The 25,648-nt window shown below is 44.3% G+C and carries 29 protein-coding genes; 27 read left to right on the forward strand and 2 right to left on the reverse strand.

Annotation, left to right across the window (positions count from 1 at the left end; all coding sequences use genetic code 11):
- Positions 1–114: 114 nt before the first annotated feature.
- The 23 genes from thrS (at position 115) to DLM75_RS17320 (ending at position 21,274) form a co-directional block, all read left to right on the forward strand.
- Entirely contained in the window at positions 115–2,031 is a 1,917-nt protein-coding gene (gene thrS, locus DLM75_RS17200) for a threonine--tRNA ligase (RefSeq protein ID WP_118969744.1), read from the forward strand.
- Positions 2,032–2,774: 743 nt separating this feature from the next.
- Positions 2,775–3,314, forward strand: coding sequence for a translation initiation factor IF-3 (gene infC / locus DLM75_RS17210; RefSeq protein WP_118969746.1), 540 nt, complete (start codon positions 2,775–2,777; stop codon positions 3,312–3,314).
- 30 nt (positions 3,315–3,344) lie between these two features.
- Entirely contained in the window at positions 3,345–3,548 is a 204-nt protein-coding gene (rpmI, locus tag DLM75_RS17215; protein WP_002765180.1) for a 50S ribosomal protein L35, read from the forward strand.
- Positions 3,548–3,901 carry a 50S ribosomal protein L20 gene (rplT, locus tag DLM75_RS17220; protein ID WP_069606590.1) on the forward strand — a complete coding sequence of 118 codons (354 nt, stop codon included), beginning with the start codon at positions 3,548–3,550 and terminating at the stop codon, positions 3,899–3,901. Before rpmI ends, rplT begins: the two co-directional genes overlap by 1 nt.
- Positions 3,902–3,988: 87 nt before the next feature.
- Complete coding sequence (locus DLM75_RS17225) at positions 3,989–4,672, forward strand: coiled-coil domain-containing protein (protein ID WP_118969747.1); 684 nt, start codon at positions 3,989–3,991, stop codon at positions 4,670–4,672.
- Positions 4,673–4,680: 8 nt separating this feature from the next.
- A complete protein-coding gene (locus DLM75_RS17230; RefSeq protein ID WP_118969748.1) occupies positions 4,681–4,995 on the forward strand; it encodes a cell division protein ZapA in 315 nt (104 codons plus the stop codon).
- A 40-nt stretch (positions 4,996–5,035) separates the two neighbouring features.
- Positions 5,036–5,566 carry a 5-formyltetrahydrofolate cyclo-ligase gene (locus DLM75_RS17235; RefSeq protein ID WP_118969749.1) on the forward strand — a complete coding sequence of 177 codons (531 nt, stop codon included), beginning with the start codon at positions 5,036–5,038 and terminating at the stop codon, positions 5,564–5,566.
- Positions 5,567–5,717: 151 nt separating this feature from the next.
- Positions 5,718–6,212 (forward strand): chemotaxis protein CheW, encoded by a 495-nt coding sequence (locus DLM75_RS17240; RefSeq protein WP_118969750.1) that lies wholly within the window; start codon positions 5,718–5,720, stop codon positions 6,210–6,212.
- Positions 6,212–9,442, forward strand: a complete 3,231-nt coding sequence (locus DLM75_RS17245) for a chemotaxis protein CheW (RefSeq protein ID WP_118969751.1) — start codon at positions 6,212–6,214, stop codon at positions 9,440–9,442. Before DLM75_RS17240 ends, DLM75_RS17245 begins: the two co-directional genes overlap by 1 nt.
- A 5-nt stretch (positions 9,443–9,447) precedes the next feature.
- Positions 9,448–10,521: a protein-glutamate methylesterase/protein-glutamine glutaminase gene (locus DLM75_RS17250; protein ID WP_118969752.1), complete on the forward strand. Its 1,074-nt coding sequence runs from the start codon at positions 9,448–9,450 to the stop codon at positions 10,519–10,521.
- A 1-nt stretch (position 10,522) separates the two neighbouring features.
- Positions 10,523–10,885 (forward strand): response regulator, encoded by a 363-nt coding sequence (locus DLM75_RS17255; RefSeq protein ID WP_004458304.1) that lies wholly within the window; start codon positions 10,523–10,525, stop codon positions 10,883–10,885.
- A gap of 14 nt (positions 10,886–10,899) precedes the next feature.
- The gene (locus DLM75_RS17260; RefSeq protein ID WP_118969753.1) at positions 10,900–11,685 is read left to right on the forward strand and encodes a segregation and condensation protein A; all 786 of its coding nucleotides are present in this window, start codon (positions 10,900–10,902) and stop codon (positions 11,683–11,685) included.
- Positions 11,652–12,215 (forward strand): SMC-Scp complex subunit ScpB, encoded by a 564-nt coding sequence (gene scpB / locus DLM75_RS17265; protein WP_118969754.1) that lies wholly within the window; start codon positions 11,652–11,654, stop codon positions 12,213–12,215. The genes DLM75_RS17260 and scpB overlap by 34 nt, the downstream gene beginning before the upstream one ends.
- The gene (gene pheA, locus DLM75_RS17270) at positions 12,208–13,299 is read left to right on the forward strand and encodes a prephenate dehydratase (protein WP_118969918.1); all 1,092 of its coding nucleotides are present in this window, start codon (positions 12,208–12,210) and stop codon (positions 13,297–13,299) included. Before scpB ends, pheA begins: the two co-directional genes overlap by 8 nt.
- Complete coding sequence (locus DLM75_RS17275; protein ID WP_118969755.1) at positions 13,296–14,213, forward strand: prephenate dehydrogenase; 918 nt, start codon at positions 13,296–13,298, stop codon at positions 14,211–14,213. The genes pheA and DLM75_RS17275 overlap by 4 nt, the downstream gene beginning before the upstream one ends.
- A complete protein-coding gene (gene aroA / locus DLM75_RS17280) occupies positions 14,194–15,516 on the forward strand; it encodes a 3-phosphoshikimate 1-carboxyvinyltransferase (protein WP_118969756.1) in 1,323 nt (440 codons plus the stop codon). The genes DLM75_RS17275 and aroA overlap by 20 nt, the downstream gene beginning before the upstream one ends.
- A complete protein-coding gene (gene cmk, locus DLM75_RS17285; protein WP_118969757.1) occupies positions 15,509–16,201 on the forward strand; it encodes a (d)CMP kinase in 693 nt (230 codons plus the stop codon). Before aroA ends, cmk begins: the two co-directional genes overlap by 8 nt.
- Before the next feature lie 55 nt (positions 16,202–16,256).
- Positions 16,257–17,939 carry a 30S ribosomal protein S1 gene (locus tag DLM75_RS17290; RefSeq protein ID WP_118969758.1) on the forward strand — a complete coding sequence of 561 codons (1,683 nt, stop codon included), beginning with the start codon at positions 16,257–16,259 and terminating at the stop codon, positions 17,937–17,939.
- A gap of 24 nt (positions 17,940–17,963) precedes the next feature.
- The gene (locus DLM75_RS17295) at positions 17,964–18,707 is read left to right on the forward strand and encodes a tetratricopeptide repeat protein (RefSeq protein ID WP_118969759.1); all 744 of its coding nucleotides are present in this window, start codon (positions 17,964–17,966) and stop codon (positions 18,705–18,707) included.
- Positions 18,707–19,324 (forward strand): ATP phosphoribosyltransferase, encoded by a 618-nt coding sequence (hisG, locus tag DLM75_RS17300; RefSeq protein WP_118969760.1) that lies wholly within the window; start codon positions 18,707–18,709, stop codon positions 19,322–19,324. The genes DLM75_RS17295 and hisG overlap by 1 nt, the downstream gene beginning before the upstream one ends.
- A gap of 194 nt (positions 19,325–19,518) precedes the next feature.
- Positions 19,519–19,719: a 50S ribosomal protein L32 gene (gene rpmF / locus DLM75_RS17310; protein ID WP_069606605.1), complete on the forward strand. Its 201-nt coding sequence runs from the start codon at positions 19,519–19,521 to the stop codon at positions 19,717–19,719.
- A gap of 5 nt (positions 19,720–19,724) precedes the next feature.
- On the forward strand, positions 19,725–20,732 hold the full coding sequence (plsX, locus tag DLM75_RS17315) for a phosphate acyltransferase PlsX (protein WP_118969762.1): 1,008 nt from the start codon (positions 19,725–19,727) through the stop codon (positions 20,730–20,732).
- A 71-nt stretch (positions 20,733–20,803) separates the two neighbouring features.
- Positions 20,804–21,274 (forward strand): hypothetical protein, encoded by a 471-nt coding sequence (locus tag DLM75_RS17320; RefSeq protein WP_118969763.1) that lies wholly within the window; start codon positions 20,804–20,806, stop codon positions 21,272–21,274.
- 508 nt (positions 21,275–21,782) lie between these two features.
- On the opposite strand, the gene DLM75_RS24140 is transcribed toward DLM75_RS17320, so the two are convergent.
- Positions 21,783–21,965: a hypothetical protein gene (locus tag DLM75_RS24140; RefSeq protein ID WP_147456655.1), complete on the reverse strand. Its 183-nt coding sequence runs from the start codon at positions 21,963–21,965 to the stop codon at positions 21,783–21,785.
- Positions 21,966–22,740: 775 nt separating this feature from the next.
- Between DLM75_RS24140 and DLM75_RS17340 the strand changes: the two genes are divergently transcribed.
- Positions 22,741–23,286, forward strand: coding sequence for a hypothetical protein (locus DLM75_RS17340; protein ID WP_118969767.1), 546 nt, complete (start codon positions 22,741–22,743; stop codon positions 23,284–23,286).
- 10 nt (positions 23,287–23,296) lie between these two features.
- Here the strand turns inward: DLM75_RS17340 and arsN2 are convergent, their stop codons facing one another.
- The gene (arsN2, locus tag DLM75_RS17345; protein WP_158586487.1) at positions 23,297–23,731 is read right to left on the reverse strand and encodes an arsenic resistance N-acetyltransferase ArsN2; all 435 of its coding nucleotides are present in this window, start codon (positions 23,729–23,731) and stop codon (positions 23,297–23,299) included.
- 69 nt (positions 23,732–23,800) lie between these two features.
- On the opposite strand from arsN2, the gene DLM75_RS17350 reads away from it, so the two are divergent.
- The 3 genes from DLM75_RS17350 to arsB are packed head-to-tail and all read left to right on the forward strand — an operon-like array spanning position 23,801 to position 25,648.
- Positions 23,801–24,148: an ArsR/SmtB family transcription factor gene (locus DLM75_RS17350; protein ID WP_118969769.1), complete on the forward strand. Its 348-nt coding sequence runs from the start codon at positions 23,801–23,803 to the stop codon at positions 24,146–24,148.
- A complete protein-coding gene (locus tag DLM75_RS17355; protein ID WP_118969770.1) occupies positions 24,145–24,588 on the forward strand; it encodes an arsenate reductase ArsC in 444 nt (147 codons plus the stop codon). The genes DLM75_RS17350 and DLM75_RS17355 overlap by 4 nt, the downstream gene beginning before the upstream one ends.
- A gap of 7 nt (positions 24,589–24,595) precedes the next feature.
- Positions 24,596–25,648 carry an ACR3 family arsenite efflux transporter gene (arsB, locus tag DLM75_RS17360; RefSeq protein ID WP_118969771.1) on the forward strand — a complete coding sequence of 351 codons (1,053 nt, stop codon included), beginning with the start codon at positions 24,596–24,598 and terminating at the stop codon, positions 25,646–25,648.

Here is a 25,648-nt window from a genome sequence, read left to right on the forward strand (position 1 = left end):
GTTCGGGCATAGTCAAGGTTTTTCCCCCACAAATGCAAATCGGTTGAAAAATATGTCCGATTTTCGCGAATGGAAAAGGGGGAAACCTCAATTTAGTTCCTGGATAATAAAAGAATGTATAGGCTTACACTGCCCGATCAATCCGTTAAGGAAATCGCCGAAGGTTCTACCTTTCGTGACTTCATCGAAAAAGAATTACCGTTCTTAAAAAACAAAGCGCTCGCTGTACGACTGGGCGGCACGGATATCCAGGACTTATCCCGAACGGTAACAGCGGACGCAACGATCGAAGTATTGACTTATTCGGAAAAAGACGGATGGGAAACCTTTCAACATTCCGCCGCGCACTTATTAGGAATGGCGGTTCAGACTTTATATAAGAATGCGAAACTCACGGTCGGCCCCGTCATTGAGAGTGGTCCCGGATTTTTTTATTACGACATCGACTTCGGTGGAACCGTTCTTACTCCGGAAGACCTTCCTAAAATCGAAGCCGAGATGGAGAAGATCGTAAAAGCCGATCATACCGTTTGGAGAAAGGTCGTCTCGAAAAAAGAAGCCGTCGAAACGTTCGAAAAGCTCGGGGAAAACTATAAGATCGAACTCGTGGGACAAATTCCCGGAGAGAACGTTTCCATCTACGGAATGGGAGAATGGTTCGATCTTTGCCTTGGACCGCACGTTCCGAATTCGGGAGTATTGAAGTCGTTTAAACTGACCGCAATTTCGGGCGCGTATTGGAAGGCGAACAAAGACAATGCGATGCTCACTCGGATCTACGGGGTCGCATTTCCTTCCAAAAAAGAATTGGATCAGTATCTCTTTCAGATCGAAGAAGCGAAGAAGAGAGATCACAGAAAGATCGGAAAAGAGATGGATCTTTTTTCTTTTCAGAAAGAAGGCCCCGGATTTCCGTTCTGGCATCCGAAAGGAACGATTCTCTGGAACGCGCTTGCGGAATATCTCAGAGGAGAATGTAACAAAAGGGGTTATCAAGAAATCAAAACTCCCGCGGTTCTTTCCTCCGAGCTCTGGAAAAAATCGGGTCACTGGGATAACTTTCACGAGAACATGTATTTCACGGATATCGACGAGGAAGACTACGCTCTCAAGCCGATGAACTGTCCGGGATGTTCTCTCATCTACAAACACCATCTTCATTCTTATCGCGAACTTCCTCTTCGTTTTGCGGAATTCGGAAGTGTACATCGTCACGAGTTACACGGAGTTCTCCATGGACTTTTTAGAGTGAGGGCTTTCACACAAGACGATTCTCATATCTATGCGCCTCTCGAATTCTTAGAATCCGAAGTGATGGATATCATCGACTTTACGTTTACCGTATATAAGAAATTTGGATTTTCGGAATTTAAGACCTTCATCGCGACAAGACCCGAGAAGTCGCAAGGCAGAGACGAGGACTGGGAATATGCAACGAACAGCCTCAAAGCATCTTTAGAGAAAAAAGGAATTCCATACGCGATCAAAGAAGGAGAAGGCGCTTTTTACGGACCAAAAATCGAATTCAACATCAAGGATTCGATCGGAAGGCTCTGGCAGTGCGGAACGATCCAGGTCGATTTTTCCATGCCCGAACGATTCGATCTGGATTATACGGATAGCGACGGTCAGAAAAAAAGACCGGTTATGATTCACAGAGCGATCTACGGTTCTTTGGAAAGATTCATCGGGATTTTGATCGAACACTACGAAGGAAAATTTCCTCTCTGGATATCTCCAAACCAGGTAAGAATTTTGACGGTCACCGAAAAGGTAACCGACTACGCGAAAGAAGTCTATCGCGAGTTAGTCGATGCGGGGATCCGAGTGGAATTGGATACGAGAAACGAAAAGATCGGCGCTAAGATTCGAGATTCTATTCTGAAAAAGGCCAACTATCTTCTCGTCTTAGGAGAAAAAGAGTTGGAATCGGGAACGATCGCGGTTCGGAAACTTGGTCAGGAAGAAACCAAAACTCTAACCCGTTCCGGTTTTATTTCCAATCTCTTAGAGGAAATCAAGGCGAGCTGATTCGTAACAAGTTGTAAGGCAAGAAGTGGGGATTTCGTTTTATAGGAGATCCTCGTAATTCCGAAAGAAGTTCTTGCGATTCAGGTCATTTGGGATCGCAGAATGTTTCTGGAGAGAACAAGGATCGTTTTACAAAGCTTAGGTGGATCTTGGAAAGCGAGCTTCTAACAAAAGAATTTGCATTCAATCCATTGCAAAAAAGAAGAATGTTTTGGGACAGAGAATTCGAGAAGTCGGCCTTTCGCTGATTTTTCTAACAAAACATTTTGATGGAAGAATTCGGAGGCAGACGTTTCTAAGAATCCCTTGAATATCCGAACGGAATTCCTTTTCTAGAGAGGTTCTTACTTGAAACGGAAACGTGTGAGTTCCTACTTTTTCGTTTTCTTTTCCGTTTTGCGAGAGGAGATTCTTGGTGAAGAAAAAAGTAGGAACTCACACTTTCTAAAAGTTTCCTGCGGTCACCTCTGCCTCGAAATCGTTTCGACCCGAAGCCCGTGTGGGAACTCCCATTCTCCCAAATTACAAAGAGACAAACCTCTAAAAACTTTCCGAACGAATAAATCGGACTTCCCCAGGGGCAGTTTCCGCAGAACTCACAGGAGATCAGCCGGGAATTTTTCGTAGAATGCCTTCTTTTCGAAAATCTCCTTGAAATAAAGCCCAATTCACCCGAAATAGAGTCAAAAATCGCTTGAAAACAGGCCTAAGAATAAAATCTTGGAAATCTAGCCGGAGAATGAATGCAGAGGAAACCGAGTCAAAAGTCAGCAACTGATAAGCTTTTCAACCACAGGATCAATGAGAAGATCACTGGTGTATCCAGGGTCCGTTTGGTTTCGGATGACGGAGTCGAAATCGTCACTTTCGATGAGGCGCTTCGAAAAGCACGGGAAGAAAATTTAGATCTCGTGGAAGTTTCCGGAGATCAAGAAGTTCATGTTTGCAAGATCATCGACTACGGTAAGTATAAATTCGAGTTACTCAAAAAGAGTAAAGAAGCTAAGAAAAAACAACACGTAATCAACGTAAAAGAAATTAAGATTCGTCCTCGGATCGAAAGTCATGATTACGATATCAAAAAGAAACACGCACAAGAGTTTCTGAGCAAGGGAGACAAAGTAAAAGTAAGTCTCCGGTTTCGCGGAAGGGAGATGATGCACTCCGACCTCGGGATGAAAGTTGTTTATAGAATGGTAGAAGATCTGAAAGAATTCGGTTCCGCGGAAAGAGACCCGATTCAAGACGGTAAGCAGATCGTTGTAATTATTAATCCGAAATAATTTCCGGAAATAGGATCGAAGGTAGAGAAGATGCCCAAGTTGAAGACGAACAGAGCCGCCGCAAAGCGTTTCAAGTTCACAAAGAACAACAAAATCAAACGCAAGAGTATGAATACCCGTCACATCTTGACCAAAAAAGGACCGAAGAGAAGAAGACGTCTTCGCGGTTTGACCCTGGTCAACAATTCTGACTGGAAATCCATCGTCAGATTAATGCCTTACGGAGTAAGATAATGCCTAGAGCAGTCAACGGAACAATCCACAAAAATAGAAGAAGAAGAGTCCTGAAGGACGCCAAAGGATTCCGCGGAGCTCGTTCTAAACTTTACAGAACGGCAAAAAGTGCGGTAATGAAAGCGGGCCAGTGGGCCTATCGCGACCGCAAGGCGAAGAAAAGAGATTTTCGTAAACTCTGGATTATCAGAATTAACGCGGCCGCAAGAGAAAATGGTTTGTCTTATTCCGTATTCATGAATTCCCTTAAGAAACTGGGAATTGACATGAATCGCAAATCCCTTGCAGAGCTGGCTTTTAGCGACCGGGAAGTTTTTAACGCCCTGGTTGAGAAAATCAAAGTAGCCGGATAATCAATCCTGCTTGACCAGAATCGTCAGCCCTGTAAGTTTACAGGGCTTTTTCTGTTTTCAGAGAACGTTTTTTAAGGAGAATCAGGTATGCTCACTATTGAGACCATTGAAGAATTAGAAAGCAAGGTCATAAAGGCCCTAGAACTCATCAGTGATCTTCGTGCTGAGAATGGTCGCTTAGAATCCGAAAACGAAACTCTGCGTGCAGAAAATGACCAGATGAAACTGGCGATGGAAGAAAAGGAAAAAGAACTTTCCTCTCTCCGTGCACAACTTCAAAAAACTACCACAGAACTCAGCGAACTCAAAGAAAGAGAACAAAAACTCGAAGGAAAGATCAATCAACTCTTGGGCAGATTGGATTCCATTCCTGCGAGCGGGGGAGCGACCGCTTCTTCCTCATCGGCACCCTCTTCTTCCAGCGCGGCGCCAATTGCGGCCGCCACGACCGTAGCCGCGGCCACCGCCGCTACGGCGTCTAACGTCGTTAAGGAAAGCGCTTCCGCAGAAGACGAATTCGGCGAAGACGACGAAATCATTCTCCTCGATGAAGAAGACGACGATATTTCTCTGATTACGGAAGTTCCTGAAAAGGACGAAGACGTTATCGAAATTTCCGAAGACGACGAAGCCGTAGAGGATTTTTCTCCTCTTGCTTCCGGAGACGATGACGACGACATTATTATCGAAGATGATGACGACGCGATCAGCGTTTTTGACGCAGACGAAGACGATGACTTTCTGATCATCGAAGACGATCCTAAATCCTGAGTTGGTCCATGGAGCCCCGTAGGGTAAAAGTAAGAATCCTCGGTGAGGAATATACGATCCTCGGCGAAACGGGTGAAGACTATATCCAAAATCTTGCCGATCAGGTCGATCGCAAACTGAGAGAATTGGGAGCAGGGATGCCCGGTGCATCTCGGCAGAAATTAGCAATCTTAGCCGCACTCAATTTTGCGGATGAGCTCCAACAAGTGAAAGAAACCAAAAACGATTCCTCTTCTCCGCTTCCTACGGGGACGGGCGAAATCGAAGAGAAAACTCGCAAGCTGATTACGATGTTGGAAGAAGGAATCATCGGCGATCTTTGATTCTTCCCTCTTGGAAAATTGACCTTTTAGAAACTCTCCTTTGAAACTACAGTCCCGAAACGCACTTCGAACACTTCTTACCCTCATGGAAGAAAGGGAACAGAAAGATCGAGAAATCCTTCTGCTCTTGAAGGAAATCACCGCCGACGCAAAAAAGATCATCGCGTATTCTCCCGATAAATGGGAGGTCAAAGTGGATCCGAACGAGCTCGGATGGAATTCTCCGGATAAGGAAATTTATTTCCCGAAGATGATGGATCAAAAATTAGAGTTTCTTCTCCCGGAAACTTGGGAATCCGGTCCTTTCGGAATTTCTGAACCGAAGGGAACGAAAACATTGGATTTCCACGAAGCCGACTTAATTGTCGTACCGGCGTTAGGTTATGATGATCTCGGCTACCGTCTTGGACGTGGGGCGGGGTTTTATGACAGAACTCTTTACGAAGTGGATCCGAAAAAATTGATCGGACTTACCTACGAGGAACTCTTTCCGGCGCACTTTGAAAAGGAAGAGCACGACATAAGAGTGGGTCGCGTCATAACGGAGAAAAAAATCTATCAAATCGTCTGAAAAAACGGTAAAATACTGTCTATTTCCAAATACGGTGAAGAATTTTTAGGTTTAGAGATTTCATTCTTTCGAAATTTCTTGAAAAACAAATCGCAGTCTGTTTTATATATTGATCCTGGATTTTGCATGGAGAACCATCTGGTAAACAATCATGGCCTCATTTGATAACCGACAATACATAGAATCCTTGGAAGCGGAAAAAACCACGGAGACCCAAAAAGAATATTTAACGTTCAACGTGGAACAGGAGATTTTCGGAATCGATATTTTAAAGATTCACGAGATCTTAAAACCGGTTCCGATCACAAGAATTCCGAACGGGGAAGATTATATTTTGGGAGTGATTAATCTTAGGGGAGAGATCATTCCGATATTAGATCTGAAACAAGTTTTCGGAATCGGTTACAGTGAAATCATTCCTTCTACTCGGATCATCGTCGTCGTGCACGAAGAAAAACGCGCGGGAATTCTCGTAGATACTGTGAAACAAGTAGTGAAAATTCAACAGGAAAAAATCAGCCAAGCGACCGACGACTTGACTCTCAATTATAGTTCCTTGATCGAATCTGTCAGCCAGGCGGACAACACTCTGATCCTCAATTTGAACCTTTCCGTCCTGATCCACTTTGAACAGGAGGCAAACTAATGGCTGGAATTCTCGGTGAATACACGGAACTCTTCTTAGAGGAATCCGAAGATCAAATCGAAGAACTAAACGCGAATCTTCTCCGATTAGAAGCGGATCATAAGAATCTTTCGATCATCAACGATATTTTCCGCGCGGCCCATTCTTTGAAAAGTTCCGCCGCCTTCGTCGGTCTTTATAATCTTTCCGATCTTTCTCATAAAATGGAGAATCTTCTTCAACTTGCGAGAGACGGTAAAATAGACGTTAAACTTCCTCTCGTAAATCTTCTCTTTCAGTGTTTTGATTTGATCAAGTTCGTGATTCGTAACGTCGCGGAAGGAAAAAAAATCGATACTCCGTTTACGGAGATGATTCAAAAATTGGACGTCTACGAAAAAGATCCCGCGTCTTTCAATAGCGTTTCCAAACCACCGGCGACTCCTTCTCCGGTTGAAGAAACAAAACAACCGACTCCGGTTTCGGAAACTCCCGCTCCCGCAGTTGCTCCGACTTCGGCGCCCGTTGCGAAAGGAAATTCTCTCCATACTCTCGACATTCAGTTGGAGGCGGAAGAAGCCAGAGAACTCGAAGACGAGATTCGCAAATCGGGAAAATGTCTGAAGATTTCCGTATCCTTGGGAAAAGATTCTCCGATGAAAGGGCTTCGTTTTTCTTTGATTCTTCAGAACTTAAAAAATTTAGGAGTCGTCTACAAATCCGTTCCCGATTTAGAAGAATTGGAGAAAGGAATCGACGTTACTTCGATCGCAATTTTATTCTTAACCTCCGAATCGATCGAACAGGTCCGTCATGCGGCTAACGTCGATATGGTGGAATTCCTCGACGTTCAGGAATACGTTCCGGACGTTCAGGAAGAAACCGCGGTTTCTAGTTTCAAGATGGACGACGACATGGCGGCGTCCGAATCCAGAGTTACATTAAAAAGTATTAAGGTCTCTTCCGATAAACTGGATCAACTCATGAACAACGTAGGGGAGTTGATCATCACAAACTCCGGTTTTCAGAGGATCTACGACGACCTGGTTCGTATCTTCGGTGAAGATCAGTTGTTCAGCGATCTCAAATCCAGAATCGATCTGATCAATCGTATTTCCAAAGAACTTCAATCGGGAATCATGAACATTCGTATGGTTCAGATTTCGACCGTCTTCAGAAGATTCTCCAGACTCGTCAGGGATCTTTCTCTGGAGACCGGTAAAAAAGTGAACCTGGTTCTGAACGGAGAATCCACCGAACTCGACAAAAAAGTCATCGACGCGTTAGGCGAACCCTTGCTCCACCTTCTTCGTAATTCCGTGGATCATGGGATCGAAACTCCTGCGGAACGATTGGCCGCCGGTAAGTCCGAGGTCGGTACGGTGGAACTCAATGCCTACCAAGGTGGTAGCAATATTATGGTCGAGATCCGAGACGATGGACGCGGTCTGGACTCCGACAAAATTCTTCGCAAGGCGATCGAAAAAGGTCTGATCGGTGCCACCGAAGCCGGCAATCTTACGGAACAGGATATCTTTCAGTTCATCTTCCAAGCCGGATTCTCCACCGCCGATAAGATCACGGACATCTCCGGTCGCGGCGTCGGTATGAACGTCGTCAACAATCTCATTCAGGAATTCAAAGGTAAGATTCTTATCAACAGCGCGAAAGGACAGGGGACTTCCTTTGTTCTTTCTTTCCCGCAAGCGCTCGCGATCATTCCTTCCATCCTCGTTCTTATGGAAGAAGAAGTTTATGCGTTTCCTCTTTCGGAAGTCAACGAGACGATCAAGATTCACAACGATCAGATCACGACTCTCGAAGGAAACGAGATCATCAACCTTCGCGGTGAAGTCCTTCCGATTTACAGACTCAATCGAATCATCGGACTTCAGGATAAAACCGATCGTGAAGAATTTCCAGTGGTCATCGTTCAATACAAGGGAAGAAAGCTGGGCTTTATGGTCGATGAACTTGTCGGCAAACACGAGACCGTCATCAAATCCCTCGAGAAGAATTTTAAAAACGTCCACGGCCTTACGGGCGCTTCCATCATGGGTGACGGAACGATCATCATGGTCCTGGACATTCCTGGGATCGTGGAAATCGCTTCCGAACTCGAAGATTCGGACGCGGTCGTTCACTACCATCTCGAGACGATGCAAAGAATCAGTTCGATTCATTCCGCGGATCGGGAAGAAGAACTTTATATTCAAAAAACGACGAATCCTACGAACGTCTACAATCACAAACTTCACGAGATTACGAATCGGGAACGTCTGAAAAAGAAAAAGACCGAAAGATCGCGCGATACCAAACGTGTCGTCGTGGAAAAAGAAGAAGTCTATCGCGAAGAGAAAGAATTGGCCGCGGCTCTCAGCGTGGAAATGAAAGCCCCGATCGAAAGACAGATCCCGCCTTCGAGTAGTCCGGATTCTCCTTCGACTCCGACGCCACCTACGATCACTTCGTATTCTTCCGATCCTCCGTCCGCTCCGAAAAAACCGTTCGTTTCTTCGGAAGACGAATACCGTTCTCATATCACGGACATCGCCCTCGATCAGTCTGCGAGTGCGGAAGAACAAAAACGCGCAAAAGCGATCATCGACAGTTTTTTAACCCAGAAAAAGGAAAGAACGATGTCAGTCGCTCCTTCTAAAGATTTCAAGGGCGCACTTTCCAAAGAAGAACTCAAAAAATTGGAGAATGTGGTCAACACCGGAATGATGAATGCCGGTATGGTTCTTTCCCAACTTTTGAAAAAGAACATCGATCTTTTTATTCCGGAAATCAACATGAACGATCGGGACGGTCTCGCGGAAGAGATTCGTTTTTCAGAAGATCATTTCTACGGGTTAAAAATCCGCATGAACGGCGATCTCAACGGAAACCTTCTCATGATGTTCTCTCGTGAAAACGCGGGCAATCTCGCACGGGAACTCCTCGGTTCGGAACCGATTCCCGGCGAAGGTCTGAACGACGACGCAAAGTCTGTCTTGAGCGAAATCTCAAACATCGTCTGTTCTTCCGTCATGAACTCCATCTCGAACAAAGCGAAAGCAACGGTGATGCCTTCTGTTCCTGAATTCTTAGAAGGAACCTTTATGCAGGTTTTGGACGTCGTAAAACCGGAAAGAACAAAATTCTTAAGTATGCTTACCGAGTTCAATCACGAGGGGAATGATCTTTTGGGAGTTCTCCTCTTTCTTCCGGATTTCGACGAACTGATCGAGTTGCTTCCGAGGTTCTGATTCAAATGATACCCAGCCCGGTTCGCGCGGTCATTGTGGACGATTCTCTCTTAGTGAGAAATATCATCTCCGATCAGATCCAAAAAGATTCGAAGATTGCAGTCGTCGCCACCGGTAAGACCGGTGTGGATTGTATCGAACTCGCGGAAAAATTACATCCCGATATCATCATTCTTGATGTGGAAATGCCCGTCATGGACGGACTCACTGCTCTTAGCGAACTTCAAAAAAAGAAGATCGGTATTCCCGTGATCATGCTTTCGGTTCTGACTCAGAACGGAGCCGAGGCTACGTTCAAAGCATTGGAATACGGTGCAATCGACTTTGTTCCGAAACCTTCGAGCGCGTTTCAATTCGATCCGGAAGAAATCGGAAACATTCTCAAGGCGAAGATTCTCGCGTACTTCGAAAGTAAGGTTCAAATTCCTAGTCATGCAGGACTCAAAAAAGTTCCGATCTCAACGATTCCTTCCGGCGCTACCTCCGCAAAAAAATCTCCCGTCCACGCGATTTGCATCGGAACGTCCACAGGTGGTCCTCGCGCTCTTCAGGAAGTCTTTTCGAGAATTCCGGAGGACATTTCTCTTCCCATTCTTGTCGTTCAACATATGCCCGCGGGTTTTACAAAAGCATTTGCGATGAGACTCAACGATCACGCCAAGATCAAAGTGAAAGAAGCGGAAGATGGAGAACCGATCGAAGCGGGAACCGGTTACGTCGCACCGGGAGACTCGCATCTTTCGATTCAATCGCGCGCTGGGAGGAAATGGATTGCCCTGAACAGGGAAGCTCCTGTAAATGGACACAGACCTTCCATTGAAGTTCTCCTAAACAGCGCGGTTGAAGAATACAAGAGCGGCCTCATCGGTGTGATCATGACCGGAATGGGCAAGGACGGATCTGCGGCTATGGTAAAAGTCCGAGAAGCCGGAGGTTCTACGATCGCGCAGGACGAACAAACTTCCGTAATTTATGGAATGAACCGTCAGGCTGTTGAAATGGGAGGCGTCGAATATATCGAGCCTGTTACTGAAATCATCAATAGGATCCAAATCATTTTGAAAGAGAGAGGAATTTAATATGGCCAGAATTCTCGTTGTGGATGATGCCAAATTCATGAGAACCATGGTAAAGGATGCGCTCACCCAAACAGGTCACGAGATCGTTGGGGAAGCTGAAAACGGAAATATTGCAGTCGAGCAGTATAAGTCTTTGAAACCGGATTTAGTAACGATGGACATTACCATGCGTGAAAAAGACGGAATCGAAGCCGCTCAGGAAATATTCAAGTTGGATGCGAAAGCGAGAATCATCATGGTTACCGCACTCGGACAAGAAGACCTTTTAGCCAAAGCCATTAAGATGGGAGTAAAGGACTTCGTTGTAAAACCGTTTTCACCCGAAAGACTTCAACAGGCGGCGGACAAAGCTCTCAATTCCTAAGGAACTGTCTTTGAATGGAGAATGAAGAATCCGGTAAGTCCTTTGTAGTTCAATGGAACAATTCCGAGGGAGGCTTGTCAGAAGGTCCTCTGTCAGTCCTTTGGAATTTGATTGAAAGTTACAAAGTGGACATCTTTGATGTTTCTCTCTCTCGCATCACCCGGGATTTTTTAAGTTTCCTGCGAATTTCAGAGACTCTTTCCTTGGAACTCAGCGCGGAATACGCGCTGATGGCGGCCAATCTGATTTATCTTAAATCCAAGGCGCTTTTGCCGGATCCAGGATTTGAAGAAGAAGACTACGAACCTCCGCTTCCCCCCGAACTTGTAGAAAAACTTTTAGAACATAAAAAATTCCAACTCACCGCCAAAAGACTTTCGGACATCGATCTGACTCAGGCGGGAGTTTTTAGAAGAGAATCGAACGTTACATTGGATGACGACGAGAACTGGCTCGACGTTTCTCTTTTGGAATTGATTTCCGCATTCAACGAAATCTTAGAATCGAAAGTGGACGAAGCGGAAATTCCCGCACTCCTGACGACTCCTCATCGATTTACCGTTGAAGAAAAAATGGAAAAAATTCTCGCTTCCCTTCGTGAAAAAAAGGAAGTCTCTTTCCCGGAATTATTCGAGAAGGAACATCCGGAAAAAGCAGAAATCGTTGCCACTTTTCTGGCATTGCTGGAACTAAGTAAGCAGAGGATTCTCCGGGCAAAGCAACATAAGCTTTTCGGTGAAATCCGTTTATTTCTGATAGAGGGACAGTGGAACGGGACAGAGCAACACTCAAAGGATTGATTGAAGCATTACTTTTTGTTTCCGGTGAACCTTTAAAACTGGCGAGCGTCGCCAAGTCAGCAGGAATCGAAAAAACGGAAGCCAGAGAAATCCTAGACGAACTCGTTCTGGATTATTCCGAAAAGAACGGCGGTTTTCTTTTGAAAGAAATCGGTGGCGCCTATCAGTTCGTGACAAACGAAAACTTTTCGGAAATCTTAGGAAACATCTTCAAAGAAAAAAGAAGAGAGCAACTTTCCCGTTCCAGTTTGGATACTCTCGCCATCATCGCATACAAACAACCGATCACACTTCCTGAGATCGACGAGATCCGAGGAGTTTCTTCTCGGGCTATGGTAACCTCCCTCATTTCCAAAAAACTCATCAAACCGATCGGTAACAAAGAAGTCCCCGGAAGACCGGCGCTTTACGGAACCACGAAAGAATTCTTGATTCATTTTGGATTGAATAAACTATCGGATCTTCCGGCTCCCGTGGAAGTCAAAGAGCTGAAATTCGAAAACTTGGATGATCTACTCGAAAATGAGTGACCTGGATCAAAAACTAAAAACCTTTCGGGATCAGATCGATTCCTTAGACAAAGAGATCGTAAAAGCGATTCAAGCCCGGGCGGAATTTGCGTCCAAGATCGGCGAGATCAAAAAAGAGAGAAACGAACCCGTCTTTCGTCCTGATCGTGAGAAAGAAGTTTACGAAAAGATAAAGTCTCTGAGCGGAGGACCTCTTCCGGACAAGGTTCTTGTCGCGATCTATCGCGAGATCATGTCCGGTTCCATCTCGGTCGAGAAAGGATTGGAAGTCGGATATCTCGGACCTGCGGGTTCTTTTTCGAATCAAGCCGTTCGCACCCGTTTTGGAGCTTCGATCAAAGCATTAGAATTCAATTCGATTCCCGACGTCTTTCGCGCGGTGGAAACCGATAAGATCGACTACGGAGTGGTTCCTGTGGAAAACTCGAGCGAAGGTCTTGTCAACTCCACGCTCGATCAGTTTTTGGTTTCGGATCTTCTCATCTACTCGGAACATTATTTAAGAATCAGCATCAGCCTTCTCGGATTCGAACACGATCTTTCCAAGATCAAAACTCTCTACGGAATCAAGATCGCAAACTCTCAGTGTAAGAACTGGATCGCCGCAAATCTTCCTCACGTGGAAATTGTGGAAACTTCTTCCACTGCAAAAGCCGCACAGATCGTCGCCGAAAAAAAAGAAGGATGCGCCGCAATCGCGTCCTCGATCGCCGCGGAAATCTACGGCCTCAGTTTGATTCGAGAATCCATAGAGGATCTCGCGGACAACACGACCCGCTTTTTGATCATCGGAAAAAATCAGTGTCCCCCGACAGGAAACGACAAAACATCCGTTGTATTTTCTTGTCCCGATAAGCCGGGAGCTTTGTACCGTGTTTTAAAACCTTTCTTTGATCATCAGCTGAATTTGACTAAGATAGAATCCAGACCTACGAGAAGAAATTCTTGGGAATACAATTTCTTTATCGATTTTAACGGTCATCAGAAGGACGAATCCATTCAAAAAGTTCTTTCGAGTCTGAAGGAAAATACCATCTTTCTAAGGGTGCTCGGTTCGTATCCGATGTCTCCTCAAATCCTGTGAAAACAGAATATTCTAATATTCTTATCTACGGTTTGGGACTAATGGGCGCTTCTCTGTCCCTTGCTCTCAAAAAAAAAGGAGTCTCCATTAACGTAACCGGCGTAGTCAGCTCTCTCAAGAGCAAAAAGCTGGGGGAGCTCCTGAAATCCGCAGATACGGTTTTGACTTCGGAGGAGTTTCATTCTTCCAAACAATGGAAAGATTATGATTTTATCATATTCGGAGTTCCGGTCGATCTTACGGTAAAGTTGATCTCCGAACTTCCTCTGGATTATTCCGGAATTATTACCGACGTCGGATCGACAAAAAAAGAAATCATCCACGCTGTGGAAGCGCGTTTTCAAAGTTCCCATAATTATGTTTCTTCGCATCCAATGTGCGGCTCAGAAGAATCAGGACTCGAGTCCGCGAACGTATCCCTTTACGAAGGAAGACTTTGTATTCTTACTTCTCCCAAAAATGCAAGACCAGAGACTAAAGAAAAACTGGAGTTTTTTTGGAGGTCGATCGGAATGGATGTGATCGAAATTCCCGCCGTCGAACACGATTCGATTCTTTCCTATTTATCCCATTCTCCCCATATACTTTCTTCGATCATGTCCGACTGGGCGGCCAATCAAAAGATCGTAAAACAATACACCGATCTTTCTCCGATCCCGTTGAACGGAGGAGGGTTTCGCGATATGACGAGGATTGCGGGTTCCAATCCGAAAATGTGGGCGGCCATTTTTAATTCCAATCAGGAAGAGATTTATCGTTCCCTTTTGGATTTTCGCGATCGACTCGATATTATATTAGAAAAATTGAATCCAAAAAACACACTGAATCCGCAGGAATGGGAAAAGTTTATGGAGACCTCCCGCAAATCCAGAGATTATATTTTGAAGAACCAGGATGATCCCAAGAAACGCTAAACTCAAGTCCAAGGAAATTCGAGTTCCCGGAGACAAATCCCTTTCCCATCGTTCCGTCTTGTTCGCGGCCCTTTCCAAAGGGAAATCCAAGGTCACCGGTTTTTTAGAAGCGGAAGATCCTTTGAATACGATGTCCGCCTTCAACAAACTCGGTCTTGTCGTAAAAAAGGTCAAAGCGGGCGAATACGAGTTCGAAAGTCCAGGCAAGGATCGGCTCGTTTCGCCTAACGTAGGGCTGGACTTCGGAAACGCGGGAACAGGGATTCGTCTTTCTGCAGGTTTGATCTGCGGCCTCCCGGGCGTGGATGCGATCCTTACGGGGGACGATTCTCTAAAAAAACGTCCTATGGGAAGAATCATTAAACCTCTCACTGCCATGGGAGCTTCCATCGTAGGACTCGGAGAAAAGGAAACCGCGCCGCTCAAAATCCAGGGAAGAAAACTCGCCTCCTTTCGATACGAAAGTCCGATCGCGAGCGCGCAGATCAAATCCTGTCTGATGCTCGCGGCGATTGCATCTGAAACGGAATTGGAATATTCAGAAAACATACTATCTCGAGACCACACGGAAAATATGTTTCGGTTTCTGGGAAATAAGATCGAATATCTTTCTTCACTGCATTTTAAAATTTCTCCTCCCTATCTTTTGAACGGGGGAGAATTTAAGGTGCCGGGTGATATTTCCTCAGCGGCGTTCTTTTTAGTCCTCGGAGTATTGGCAAAAGAAGGAACTCTTCTGATTCAAAATATCGGGCTCAATCCTGCGAGAACGGGGATCTTGACCGCGCTCAAGCTGATGGGCGCAAAAATAGAAATCGAAAATCAAAGAATCGAATGCGGGGAACCGGTAGGCGATCTGAGAACCTATCCATCTACTTTAAAAAAAGCGAATATTCCGGAAGAGTTGATTCCTTCGATCATCGACGAGATTCCGATTCTTTCGGTCGCCGGTCTTTTTGCGGAAGGCGGTTTTGAAATCAACCACGCAGAGGAATTACGAGCAAAGGAATCGGACCGAATTCATACGATGGTTTCCAATTTCCGCGCGCTCGGAATCGATGTGGAAGAATTTCAGGACGGATACGCGTTAGACGGAACCTCTAAGAAATCGCACGAGGTTTGGAATACATTGTCGTCCGGAAAAAAAGTCCCCATTCTTTCCTTTATGGATCATCGAATCGCGATGAGCTTTCTGATTCTAAAAGCTCTTTCCGGTTTCGCTCTGGAGATCGACGAAACCTCATGGATCGAAACTTCCTTTCCCGGATTTGAAACCCTTCTCAAGGATTGTTTGTATGAATGAGAACGTGATCGCACTCGACGGTCCCGCCGGTTCCGGAAAAAGCACCGTCGCCAGACAAATCGCCGAAAAGATCGGATTCAATTACTTGGATACCGGCGCCTTTTACCGGGCGCTTACTCTTTATTTGGTTCGTCTCCACGAAAAGACGCCTAACGCAGGAGAATTCTCCGAATGGGTGAAAACGAATGAGGCGGAAACTTCGATCACTCACGCGCATATTCTCTGTGAATTCTCCGCAGGAAACGAAAATCGAATTCTGTTAAACGGAGAAGACGTTTCTCTTGCGATCCGAACTCCGGAAATCACGAGAGAAATCAAACACATCGCGAACAAACGGATCTATCGGGATTTTGTGAACAAGGAACTCCATTCTCTAGCAAAACTTCATAAACTTCTCATGGACGGAAGAGATATCGGGACCGAAGTTTTTCCGGACGCAAAGTTTAAATTCTACCTTACCGCTTCTTCGAAAGTTCGCGCCGAAAGACGAACTCTTCAATTGAAAGAACAGGGAATTTCTGCCGATCAAAATGAGATCGAAAGAGAGATCATTCTTCGTGATAAATCGGATATGGAAAGGGATATCGCACCTCTCTATCAGGCAAAGGACGCAATCCTGATTGACACTGATATACTCTCCAAAAATAGTGTAATTAGCAAGATCCTCGAGATTCTGGATCGATGACCCCCGACATCCAGCGGATCCCAGACTACCATTTTAGCCGAGTAACCTACGCCCCATGACAAACAAGGAAGAGAAGTCCACTTTTGCAGAAGTATTCAAACAGTGGGAACAATCAATACACGAAGAACCGGAACTCCGGAAAGATCAAGTCGTTGAAGGAAAAATCGTCTCTGTTGACAACGACTACGTTTATGTGGCAATCGAAGGGCTCAAACAAGAAGGCCGTATTCCAAGAGGAGATTTCGATGAAACTCCGGAACGCGGAAATTATGTCTCTGCAATCGTAAAAAGAAAGGAATCCCAGGATTCCGGATGTATTCTTTCCAAGAAAGAAGCCGACCAAAGAAAGGGTTGGGAAATCGTCAAAGAAGCTTTTAAAAACAGCTATCAAGTTACCGGCCGTTTGGTAAATGAAATCAAAGGCAAAGGTTATATCGTCAATGTGGAAGGTGTGGATCTTTTTCTTCCCGCTTCTCAACTCAGCTATAAATTCAAAGAAGGGGAAACCTTCAAAAACAAGGAACTTGAGTTCAAAATCATCGAACTCAATGACCGCACTCGTTCCGGGGTAGTCTCCAGAAAGAAACTTCTGGATGAAGTGAACGAGGAAAAATGGGACGCTCTTCTTCTCAAACTCAAAGTTGGCGATAAAGTTACTTCCACAGTAAGCAAGATCGCTTCTTTCGGAGTTTTCTGCGAAGTGGACGGAGTAACCGGACTTCTTCGTCAGAGAGATATCTCTTACAAAAAATACGCACCGTTCAAACAATACTTTCAGATCGGACAAGAAGTGGAACTCGTCGTTCTCGAACTCGACAAGGAAAACAACAAACTCGCGTTAGGTCTGAAACAACTCTACGAAGATCCTTGGGTCTGGGCGGAACGTTCTTTGGAAAAAGAAATGGTCATCCGCGGAACGGTAACTTCTCTTACGAAGTTCGGAGCGTTCGTAGAATTGAAAGAAGGTTTGGAAGGTCTGATTCACACTTCAGAACTTGCCTGGGCTAAAAAACCTCCTCAACCAAAAGACATCTTAAAAAAAGGCCAAGAAGTAGAAGCTCTGATTTTGGATATCGATTTCAAAAGCAGAAGACTTTCTCTCGGACTGAAACAACTTCAACCGAATCCTTGGGATCAACTCGGTCCTGAAATTCGCAGAGGAAATATCCTCGAAGGTGTAATCACCGGAATCACTAAATACGGAGCTTTCGTAGAAGTGGAAAACGGTATCGAAGGTTTGATCCACATCAGTGATATCACTTGGGACGAAAAGGCTTCCAACCCGACTTCGCAACTGAAGAAAGGCGACACCGTGAAGTATATGATCCTGGACGTGAATTTAGATGCGCAAAGAATCTCTTGTGGTCTGAAACAACTCCTGGAAAACCCATACGAAATTTTCCGCAACGAACATCCGATCGGAACCATCGTAGAAGGAAAGATCAAGTCCATCAAAGAATTCGGAATCTTTGTGGAAGTGGCTCCCGGTATCGAAGGACTCGTTCATATCTCTGAAGTTCCGAACGGAAGAGAAACGAACATACTGGAAGTTTACAAGCCGGATGAAATCGTAAAAACCGCAGTCATCAAAGTGGATGTGAAGAATAAGAAAATCTCCTTATCCATCAAGGATTTCGACAAAGCGCTCGAAAGAGAAGAGATGTCAAAATACCTCAAAACTTCCGATACTCCTTCTCGTGAAAGTTTAGGAAGTTTCCTAAACACTTCTCTGAGATAAGAATCCAAAGTTAAGGACGAAAGGATGAAACGGTACGAAGTCGGTCAGACCGCAAAAGAAGTCAAAGTAGATCCTTATGCGGACTTCCAAGGAAGTAAGCTCGAGCTGGTTCTGATAAAATTTTTCAGATCTGTCGCGACTCATATCAAAGAAGTTCTGATCGGGGCAGGGGTGATTCTCGCAATCATCCTTGCGATCGTTACTTACGTTCAATACCAGGAATCCCAATTCGAGAAAGGAACCATCGCCCTCGAAGCGTTAGACAAAAAATTTCGTCTCAATCCTGCGATCGATTTGAAAGAAAAGATTCAGGCTTACGAAGAAGTTTCCTCTCAGTATTCTTCCAAAAAACTCGAACTCAGACTTGCAAAAATTCTTTCCGACCTTTATGCGAGGAACGGAGAATTTCAAAAAGCCGCAGACAAATTAGAATGGGCCGGTAAGAAGATCGACGAACCGACTGAAGTAAAGGCGTATTACTTCTATTTGGCGGGAAATCTTCGTGAGAGAGAAGGGAATCTCGTTTCGGCGGAAACGAATTACAGCACAGCCGCAAATCTCCTCGCGAACACAAGAGAAGCGAACGGCTTTCTTGCATGGAGTTTGTATCAAACCGGAAGACTCCAAGCTAAGAACGGTAAAAAACCGGAGGCGATTCAATCTTTAAAAAAAGTTTTGGATCAAGATATCAAAACCCCCGCTTCGGATTACAACACCGTAAAACAATACGCAACTTTTCTACTCGTTCAACTCAACCAGAAAGGCTAATGCTTACTCTGGCCTTGCCAAAAGGAAGACTCGCTGAGGAGAGCATCGATCTGATGATCTCCAGAGGCTGGCTTTCTTCGAAACCCGATCCCAACTCCAAAGAACTGATTTACAACGATCCATTGGGAAGAATCCGAATTCTTCTCGTGCGATCGCAAGACGTGGCGACTTACGTGGAACAATGTGCCGCGGACGCGGGTATCAGCGGCTGGGACGTCTTAAAAGAAGGCGGCTACGACCTCGCGACCCCACTGGATTTAAAAATCGGAAAGTGTAGACTTTCTCTTGCGGCGCCTGAGGGTTTTACCTTGGAAGCCCGTCATCGAAAAATTCGAGTCGCCACGAAATATCCGAACCTCGCGAGAGAATTTTTCTTTCATAAAGGTTTGTCCTGCGAGATTTTCAAACTCTACGGTAGTATCGAATTGGCGCCGTTAGTCGGTCTTTCCGATTGTATCGTGGATCTCGTTTCGACAGGCGGAACTCTAAAGGCAAACGGACTCAAGGAATTGGACATAATTTTAGAATCTTCCGCTCGACTCGTTTTCAATCGTTCTTCGTTGTACGGAAAAAGGAAAGAAGCGGTGGAATTCATGGATTCTCTTTCGGCTTCCTAAAATCTGATTCGCAACGAGACCGGTCTTAGGTTTCTGATTGGAATCTGCGGTCCATTTCAAAACGTTTTTTGAAAGGTGGTCGGATTTTACCGCTAAAAGAGTCTTCATTCTTATCGATGGAATGAAATAATGGTTGAGGAATACCAGCCTCAAAAAATTATAGTTTAACAATTCATTTTCCCAAGAGGAAATCAATGGCAGTTCCCAAAAGACGCAAATCGAAATCAAAAGTAAGGACAAAACGGGCCCATCATGCCATCGGAAAACCAAATTTGGTTCCTTGTCCTAATTGTAATTCTTACAGACTCCCTCATAGAATTTGCCCAACATGCGGGTTCTATAAAACCGGAATCGTTTTAGAGCCGAAAGTCAAGAAGGCGAAAGAAGATAATTAACTCCTATGATGTGGGTCGCCGTCGATGTAATGAGCGGCGATTACGGGCCGGAGAAGATTATTGAAGGCGCCGTAAATGCCGTTAACCAGGATGGGGCTCATGTCGTCTTGGTCGGCAGAGAAGAAGAGATTGGGGAGATCCTCCTCAAGTTCGATTACGATACAAACAAAGTAAGAATCCAACACGCATCGGAAATCATCGATATGAATGATTCTCCGTCCATTGCCGTGCGCACACTTCAGGATTCTTCCGTCGTTCAAGCCACACAACTCGTTGCTGATAAAACCTGCGTTGGAATGTTCTCTCCCGGAAACACGGGCGCTACGATGGCGTCTGCGCTTTTGTATCTGGGAAGAGTCCCTGGTGTTTTACGTCCTCCGATCGCCGCGCCGATTCCACAAGAAAACGGCCCCCCGATGCTTTTGTTGGACGCGGGAGCTAACGTGGATTGTAAGCCAGATTATCTCGCGCAGTTCGCCGTGATGGGTGAAATTTATTCTAAACTTATATTCAATATTTCTAATCCGAAAGTGGGAATTCTTTCCAATGGGGAAGAGGACAAAAAAGGGAATACGGTTTCCTTAAAAGCTTTTGAAATGATTAAAAAACTTCCTTTGAATTTCGTAGGTAACGTGGAAGGAAGGGATCTCTATGGAAGCGGTAAGGACGTGGACGTTGTCGTCTGCGACGGCTTTACGGGAAACATCGTTCTCAAAGCGACGGAAGGTCTTTCCAAGTCCATCTTCAACGTTTTAAGGGAAAGTATCAAACAATCCAGCCTCGCCCAGACCGGCGCTTTACTGCTCAAGCCGACTTTTGCCGCGATTAAAAAACGTCTCGACTACGCCGAATACGGCGGCGCGCTTTTGTTGGGAGTGGACGGAGTATGTCTGATCGGACATGGATCGTCTAACGCGTTGGCGGTTCAAAGTGCGATTCGCGTTGTGATTGAATGTGCAAAGCACCAAATCAACGATCGGATCGCCACCGATATTAAAAAATACAATATCTAATTCGAAAAAGAATCAAAAAATAGATCGTTGCTTGTAGAGAAGATAAGACTTTATAAGCAGGATTGAATCTAATGTTTGATGTGCAGAGATTGGCCAATTTTGCCCTTACCGAAATTGAAAAATTCTCCAAAGAACACCCGAACGAAACCTTCTATACGTTTGCGATCGACTCCAGTTTGCTTTGTCTCAATTCCATAGAGCACTTTGAGAAATCCTTGAAGGAATTTGCCTCCAAGTCTCCAAGATACTATGATTCTCCCGATCAAATTCGTAAACTGAGGGAAAGCCCGTCCACTTGGGCATACAACGGCTTTGTTTGTTTCCGGAGTTTGAACTCCTCTGAAAAGGGTTCTTCCGATTCGGGGCCGTTCGATGAACACCTTTACAAAGAACATTGTGATTTAGACAAAGAAGCTCAAAAAGAAAGCGCTTACGCCATTGCGATGAATCAGGTCCTGGATATTCTAAGACAAAAAGATGCGTTTCGAGTTTTAAAAAAGATCAGTGATTTTAGAATTCTGAGTGTGAATCATTCCGGTTGAAAGTGGGCGTCCATTCGTTTGAATGTTTTTCGATGAATGGTTTCGAAATTGAGAAGTTCTTTTTCTATTCTGAAAAAAGTTTCGCGTTAGAAAAACTTCGGATTCGAATCGAAGATCAAGTTTTGAGGGGTACGATCCTCGAAAGAAGCTTTGTAGGAATTCCTACGAAAGGGGAAGGAAACTTTTTCCTTGCTAAATGCCGGTTTTATGATATAGAAAAGTCCGCCGAGTTTTTCCGCCTCCCACCCCTCCACCCGAAATTAAGGGCGGGGCGCGCAACTTTCACGAACGCCTCGTCGTATTTCCGACAGGTTCTTCTGGAGATTCTAAGAACGAAAAGAAAAAGGGATGGCTCCTCGTGACAACGGACTTCTTACTTCAAGGAGAAATTTCATTCTCCAATTTCTTTTGGTACCTTTCTTTGAATGCATTTCACGTCAGTAAGTTGATTCGTTTTCAGCAATGCGATCGAGGTGGAGTGGTTTTCAAGCTTCGGATTTTAGTTTTTCTAAAAGGGTATTCGACAAGGTTTTCGAACTCCGGCGAAGAAAATCGTATTCACTTTTCGATAACCTCCTTTTGCGGAGAAGATCATCACCGTTTTTAACTTCGTGTAATACGGCAAAGAAAGAATAACGTGCTTCTTAGGATCATTGGGTTTTGTAAGAATGGAAAGAGATGTACTGCGCATTTTCTTTTAGGATTTGTTTCGCCCTCGACCAAAAGTCTGTCCGACTGGCCTGAATTTATTTTTTCCGAAATTCAATCGTATTTCGAATCAAGTAAACGAATTCGAAGAAGTTTTGATTTATAGGAATGGAATACAAGAAAGGTCTGGCAGTAATGATTCCAAGTCGTAGATTTTCACAATTCAATATCTTAAGGCCGCAATTCGATTTGTTGTCTATAGATTCGATAAATGGAATATTCATTCTAGATATAGGAATCAATAAAAAGATTCCTTGTAGTGTGAGGGATTCGATTTTCGTTTTCGATGAAAAAATTCGATGTTTTGAGACTCCCAGAATTTGCAATTCTGGGAATCGAAGTTTTTTCAAAAAAACTCCTGATAGAGGCGTTCTTGGTCTATGAAATCGAATTCACTTTGCTCTCTATGAATTCTTCCGATTTTTTTTAAGGGTCGGTAAGGAAACTCATACGAATGGAAGAATAAGTGTGTGAGAGGAATAGATTGGACGAGACAAACCGCAACCTGGGGATTGGTTATATCCAGGTCGCTATAGTTTTCACGATGAAACTTGGAAGACAAAGGATTCTTTCAATGGGCCATCGGCCGACGACTTGGTGTCGTTCCTTGCGGGTTACCGTTCGGAGAGTGAAAGGAAAAAATAACGCTACACAAACGCGCCGGATGGGATTCCTAAGTATTCAAAAAAAAGTCGTCTGTCTTCTATCGAAGAGCAAAGTAGGAAAAAAAATAGAGTAAAATTGCGGAACGTATGAGTATGAATCACGAAACAAACGAAGAAGAAAACGGCCTTCAGAAAAATGCCGACAAAATCATCGCCTTAGATTTAGTTTTTGCCTTTCTGACTTATCTGATCGGGCTTTCTATGAATCGCCTTCTAGGAATCATTGGTGCTTCCGGGAATACGGAAGGACCATGGAATTTAAATCTCGCTCTGATCCTTTCGACTTCCATCTTTTTTTACTTTGTATTGATTGATGGACTCCTGATTTTAAATAAGAACTTGGATCGTAGGATTCTCTTCTTTTCCGGAATTTTGATTTTTCTCCTTCTTGCTATGGAACTCGTCTCGATTTCGAGTTGGTTTCTTTTCTTTTACAAGAATTCCTTGAAAACAGCCGCTGACTTAGAAGCAGATCGAATCTATGGTCTGGAAAGAATGGGATCTGGAATGTATGGAATTTTTCCGGGTGTTTTGTTTGCCTTTCAGATCGGAAAAATCATTGTTCGAGTGATCTGGAATTCTTTTTGGGTAAGGGCCATACTTGCGAAGCAGAAAGTTTCGGATTCTTCTTTGAACTGATAACTTTCGTTTATAGTATTTTCATAAGAATCGAAGAGCTCGTTGGACAAAGCGTAGTAAACTCTTCGGTTCTTTTGATTTCGCTCGGAAGAGAATCTCTTTCAATCTCCTGATATCCCAGTCGTATAAAAAAATTTCGAGCCGTCGCGGTTAAGAGAAATATTTTTTTTACTCGAAGAAGACGGGCCCGCTCTTCGATTTTATGCACCAGTTGAGTTCCGATTCCTTGTTTTCGAATCGAATCCTTTAATACTAAAGAGCGCAACAACGCGGATTCCCCGTGTAGTTCCAGTCCGATGACCGCACCAAGTTCGGATTGGTCTCCGTAGCCGATAAAATTATTTAGATCCTGAGTTTTGAGATCTTCTATTGGAAGAGCATTGTCTTGAAGAAGGTTCAAAACATTCTCAAAATTTGGATGAAAGAAATATTCCAACTTAGGCACGGAGTTCCCTTTTTCTAAAATTCAAAAGAAGATTCTTGACTTCTTTATCGTATAATTACGATAAAGAATATGGTTGTCAACAAAAAAGGGAAGTTTACGAAAAGCACGATTCTTCTCTCGGAATTTTCAAAAGCATTCTCCCATCCGGCGCGCTTGTCGATTCTGCAAACGATCGCCGAAAGAAACGAATGTATCTGCGGTGAAATTGTGGAAGTTCTACCTTTAGCACAGGCGACGGTCTCTCAACATCTCAAGGAACTCAAAGAGATCGGACTTATCAAGGGAGAAGTGGAAGGAAATAAATCCTGTTATTGTATCGATTGGTCCAGAGTGAAGGAGTTCCGGAAAGAATTGAATTCCTTTTTTGAGAATCTGGAACATTTAAGAAAATCACAAAGTGAGAATTGTTGCCCATGAAAAAGCCGAATATACTCGTGCTCTGCACGGGAAATAGTTGTAGAAGTCAAATCGCAGAAGGCTGGTTGCGCCATTTTGCCGGCGATCGTGCGACGATCTTTAGCGCAGGAATCGAAACGCATGGGGTCAATCCAAGAGCCGTTCAAACGATGAAAGAAGTCGGAATCGATATCGGAAATCATACTTCCAATCATATCAACGAATACAAGGACATCGAGTTTGATTATATTCTCACCGTCTGCGACCACGCGAAAGAGAACTGTCCTTACTTCCCTTCCAAGGCTTTGCGGTTTCATCATAACTTTCCGGATCCCGCAAAAGCAAAAGGAAACGAAGAGGAAATCCGAGAAGAATTTAGAAAGGTTCGTGAAATGATCCGTGAATATTCTCAAAACTGGATCCAAGAACTGAAATTAAACTCTGCGGCTTTTAGCGACTGAGGCAAAAATGAATTCAAAATTAAATTTTGTGGATCGTTATCTCACTCTATGGATTTTTCTCGCGATGGGCGGAGGAGTTCTTTTCGGTAAATTGGTTCCCAGCGTCGAGGAAGATTTAAGCGGCCTTTCGATCGGAACCACGAATCTTCCTTTGGCGTTCGGTCTTATCTTGATGATGTATCCCCCTCTCGCAAAAGTTCAGTTTGAAAGAATGAAGGAAGTTTTTTCAAACGTAAGAGTTCTTGCAATTTCCCTTTTTCTAAACTGGATCGTAGGACCTTTGTTGATGTTCGGTTTAGCCGTGTTCTTTTTAAAAGATTATCCCGAATACAGAATCGGACTCATTTTAATCGGGCTTGCTCGGTGCATCGCGATGGTGATAGTTTGGAACGAATTGAGCGAAGGGAATCGAGATTATGCGGCGGGTCTTGTCGCTCTGAATAGCATCTTTCAGATATTCTTTTATAGTATTTATGCATATTTTTTCATTTCCGTTTTACCTCCTTACTTGGGTTTTTCGGGTGCGGAAATCAATCTTACGATCGGACAAATCGCTGAAAGTGTTTTCCTATATCTCGGGATTCCTTTTTTGGCCGCGATTTTTAGCCGCGTGATTTTGATTCGTTCCAAGGGAAACGTTTGGTATGAGGAAAAATTCCTCCCTGCGATATCCCCGATTACCCTTTTTTCGCTTTTGTTTACTATATTTTTTATGTTCAGTCTCAAAGGGAATTTGATCTTTAAGATTCCATTCGATGTTCTAATTATTAGCGTTCCGTTGCTGATTTACTTTATTATTATGTTTTTTATCAGTTATTGGATCGGAAAAATTATGAAAGTTGAATATTCTAAAACCACATCGATTGCTTTTACTTCTGCCGGAAATAATTTCGAGCTCGCGATCGCGGTCTCCATAGGAGTTTTCGGTATTTCGAGCGGTCAGGCATTTGCGGGAGTGATCGGTCCTCTTGTGGAGGTTCCGGCCTTAATTCTTCTTGTAAGAGTCGCTCTTGGAGTGCGGAAACGATGGTTTCAAAGTCCAGTCGTAAAGGAGGCCTAA

Origin of the sequence: Leptospira stimsonii, from assembly GCF_003545885.1 — a bacterium.
GTDB lineage: Bacteria > Spirochaetota > Leptospiria > Leptospirales > Leptospiraceae > Leptospira > Leptospira stimsonii.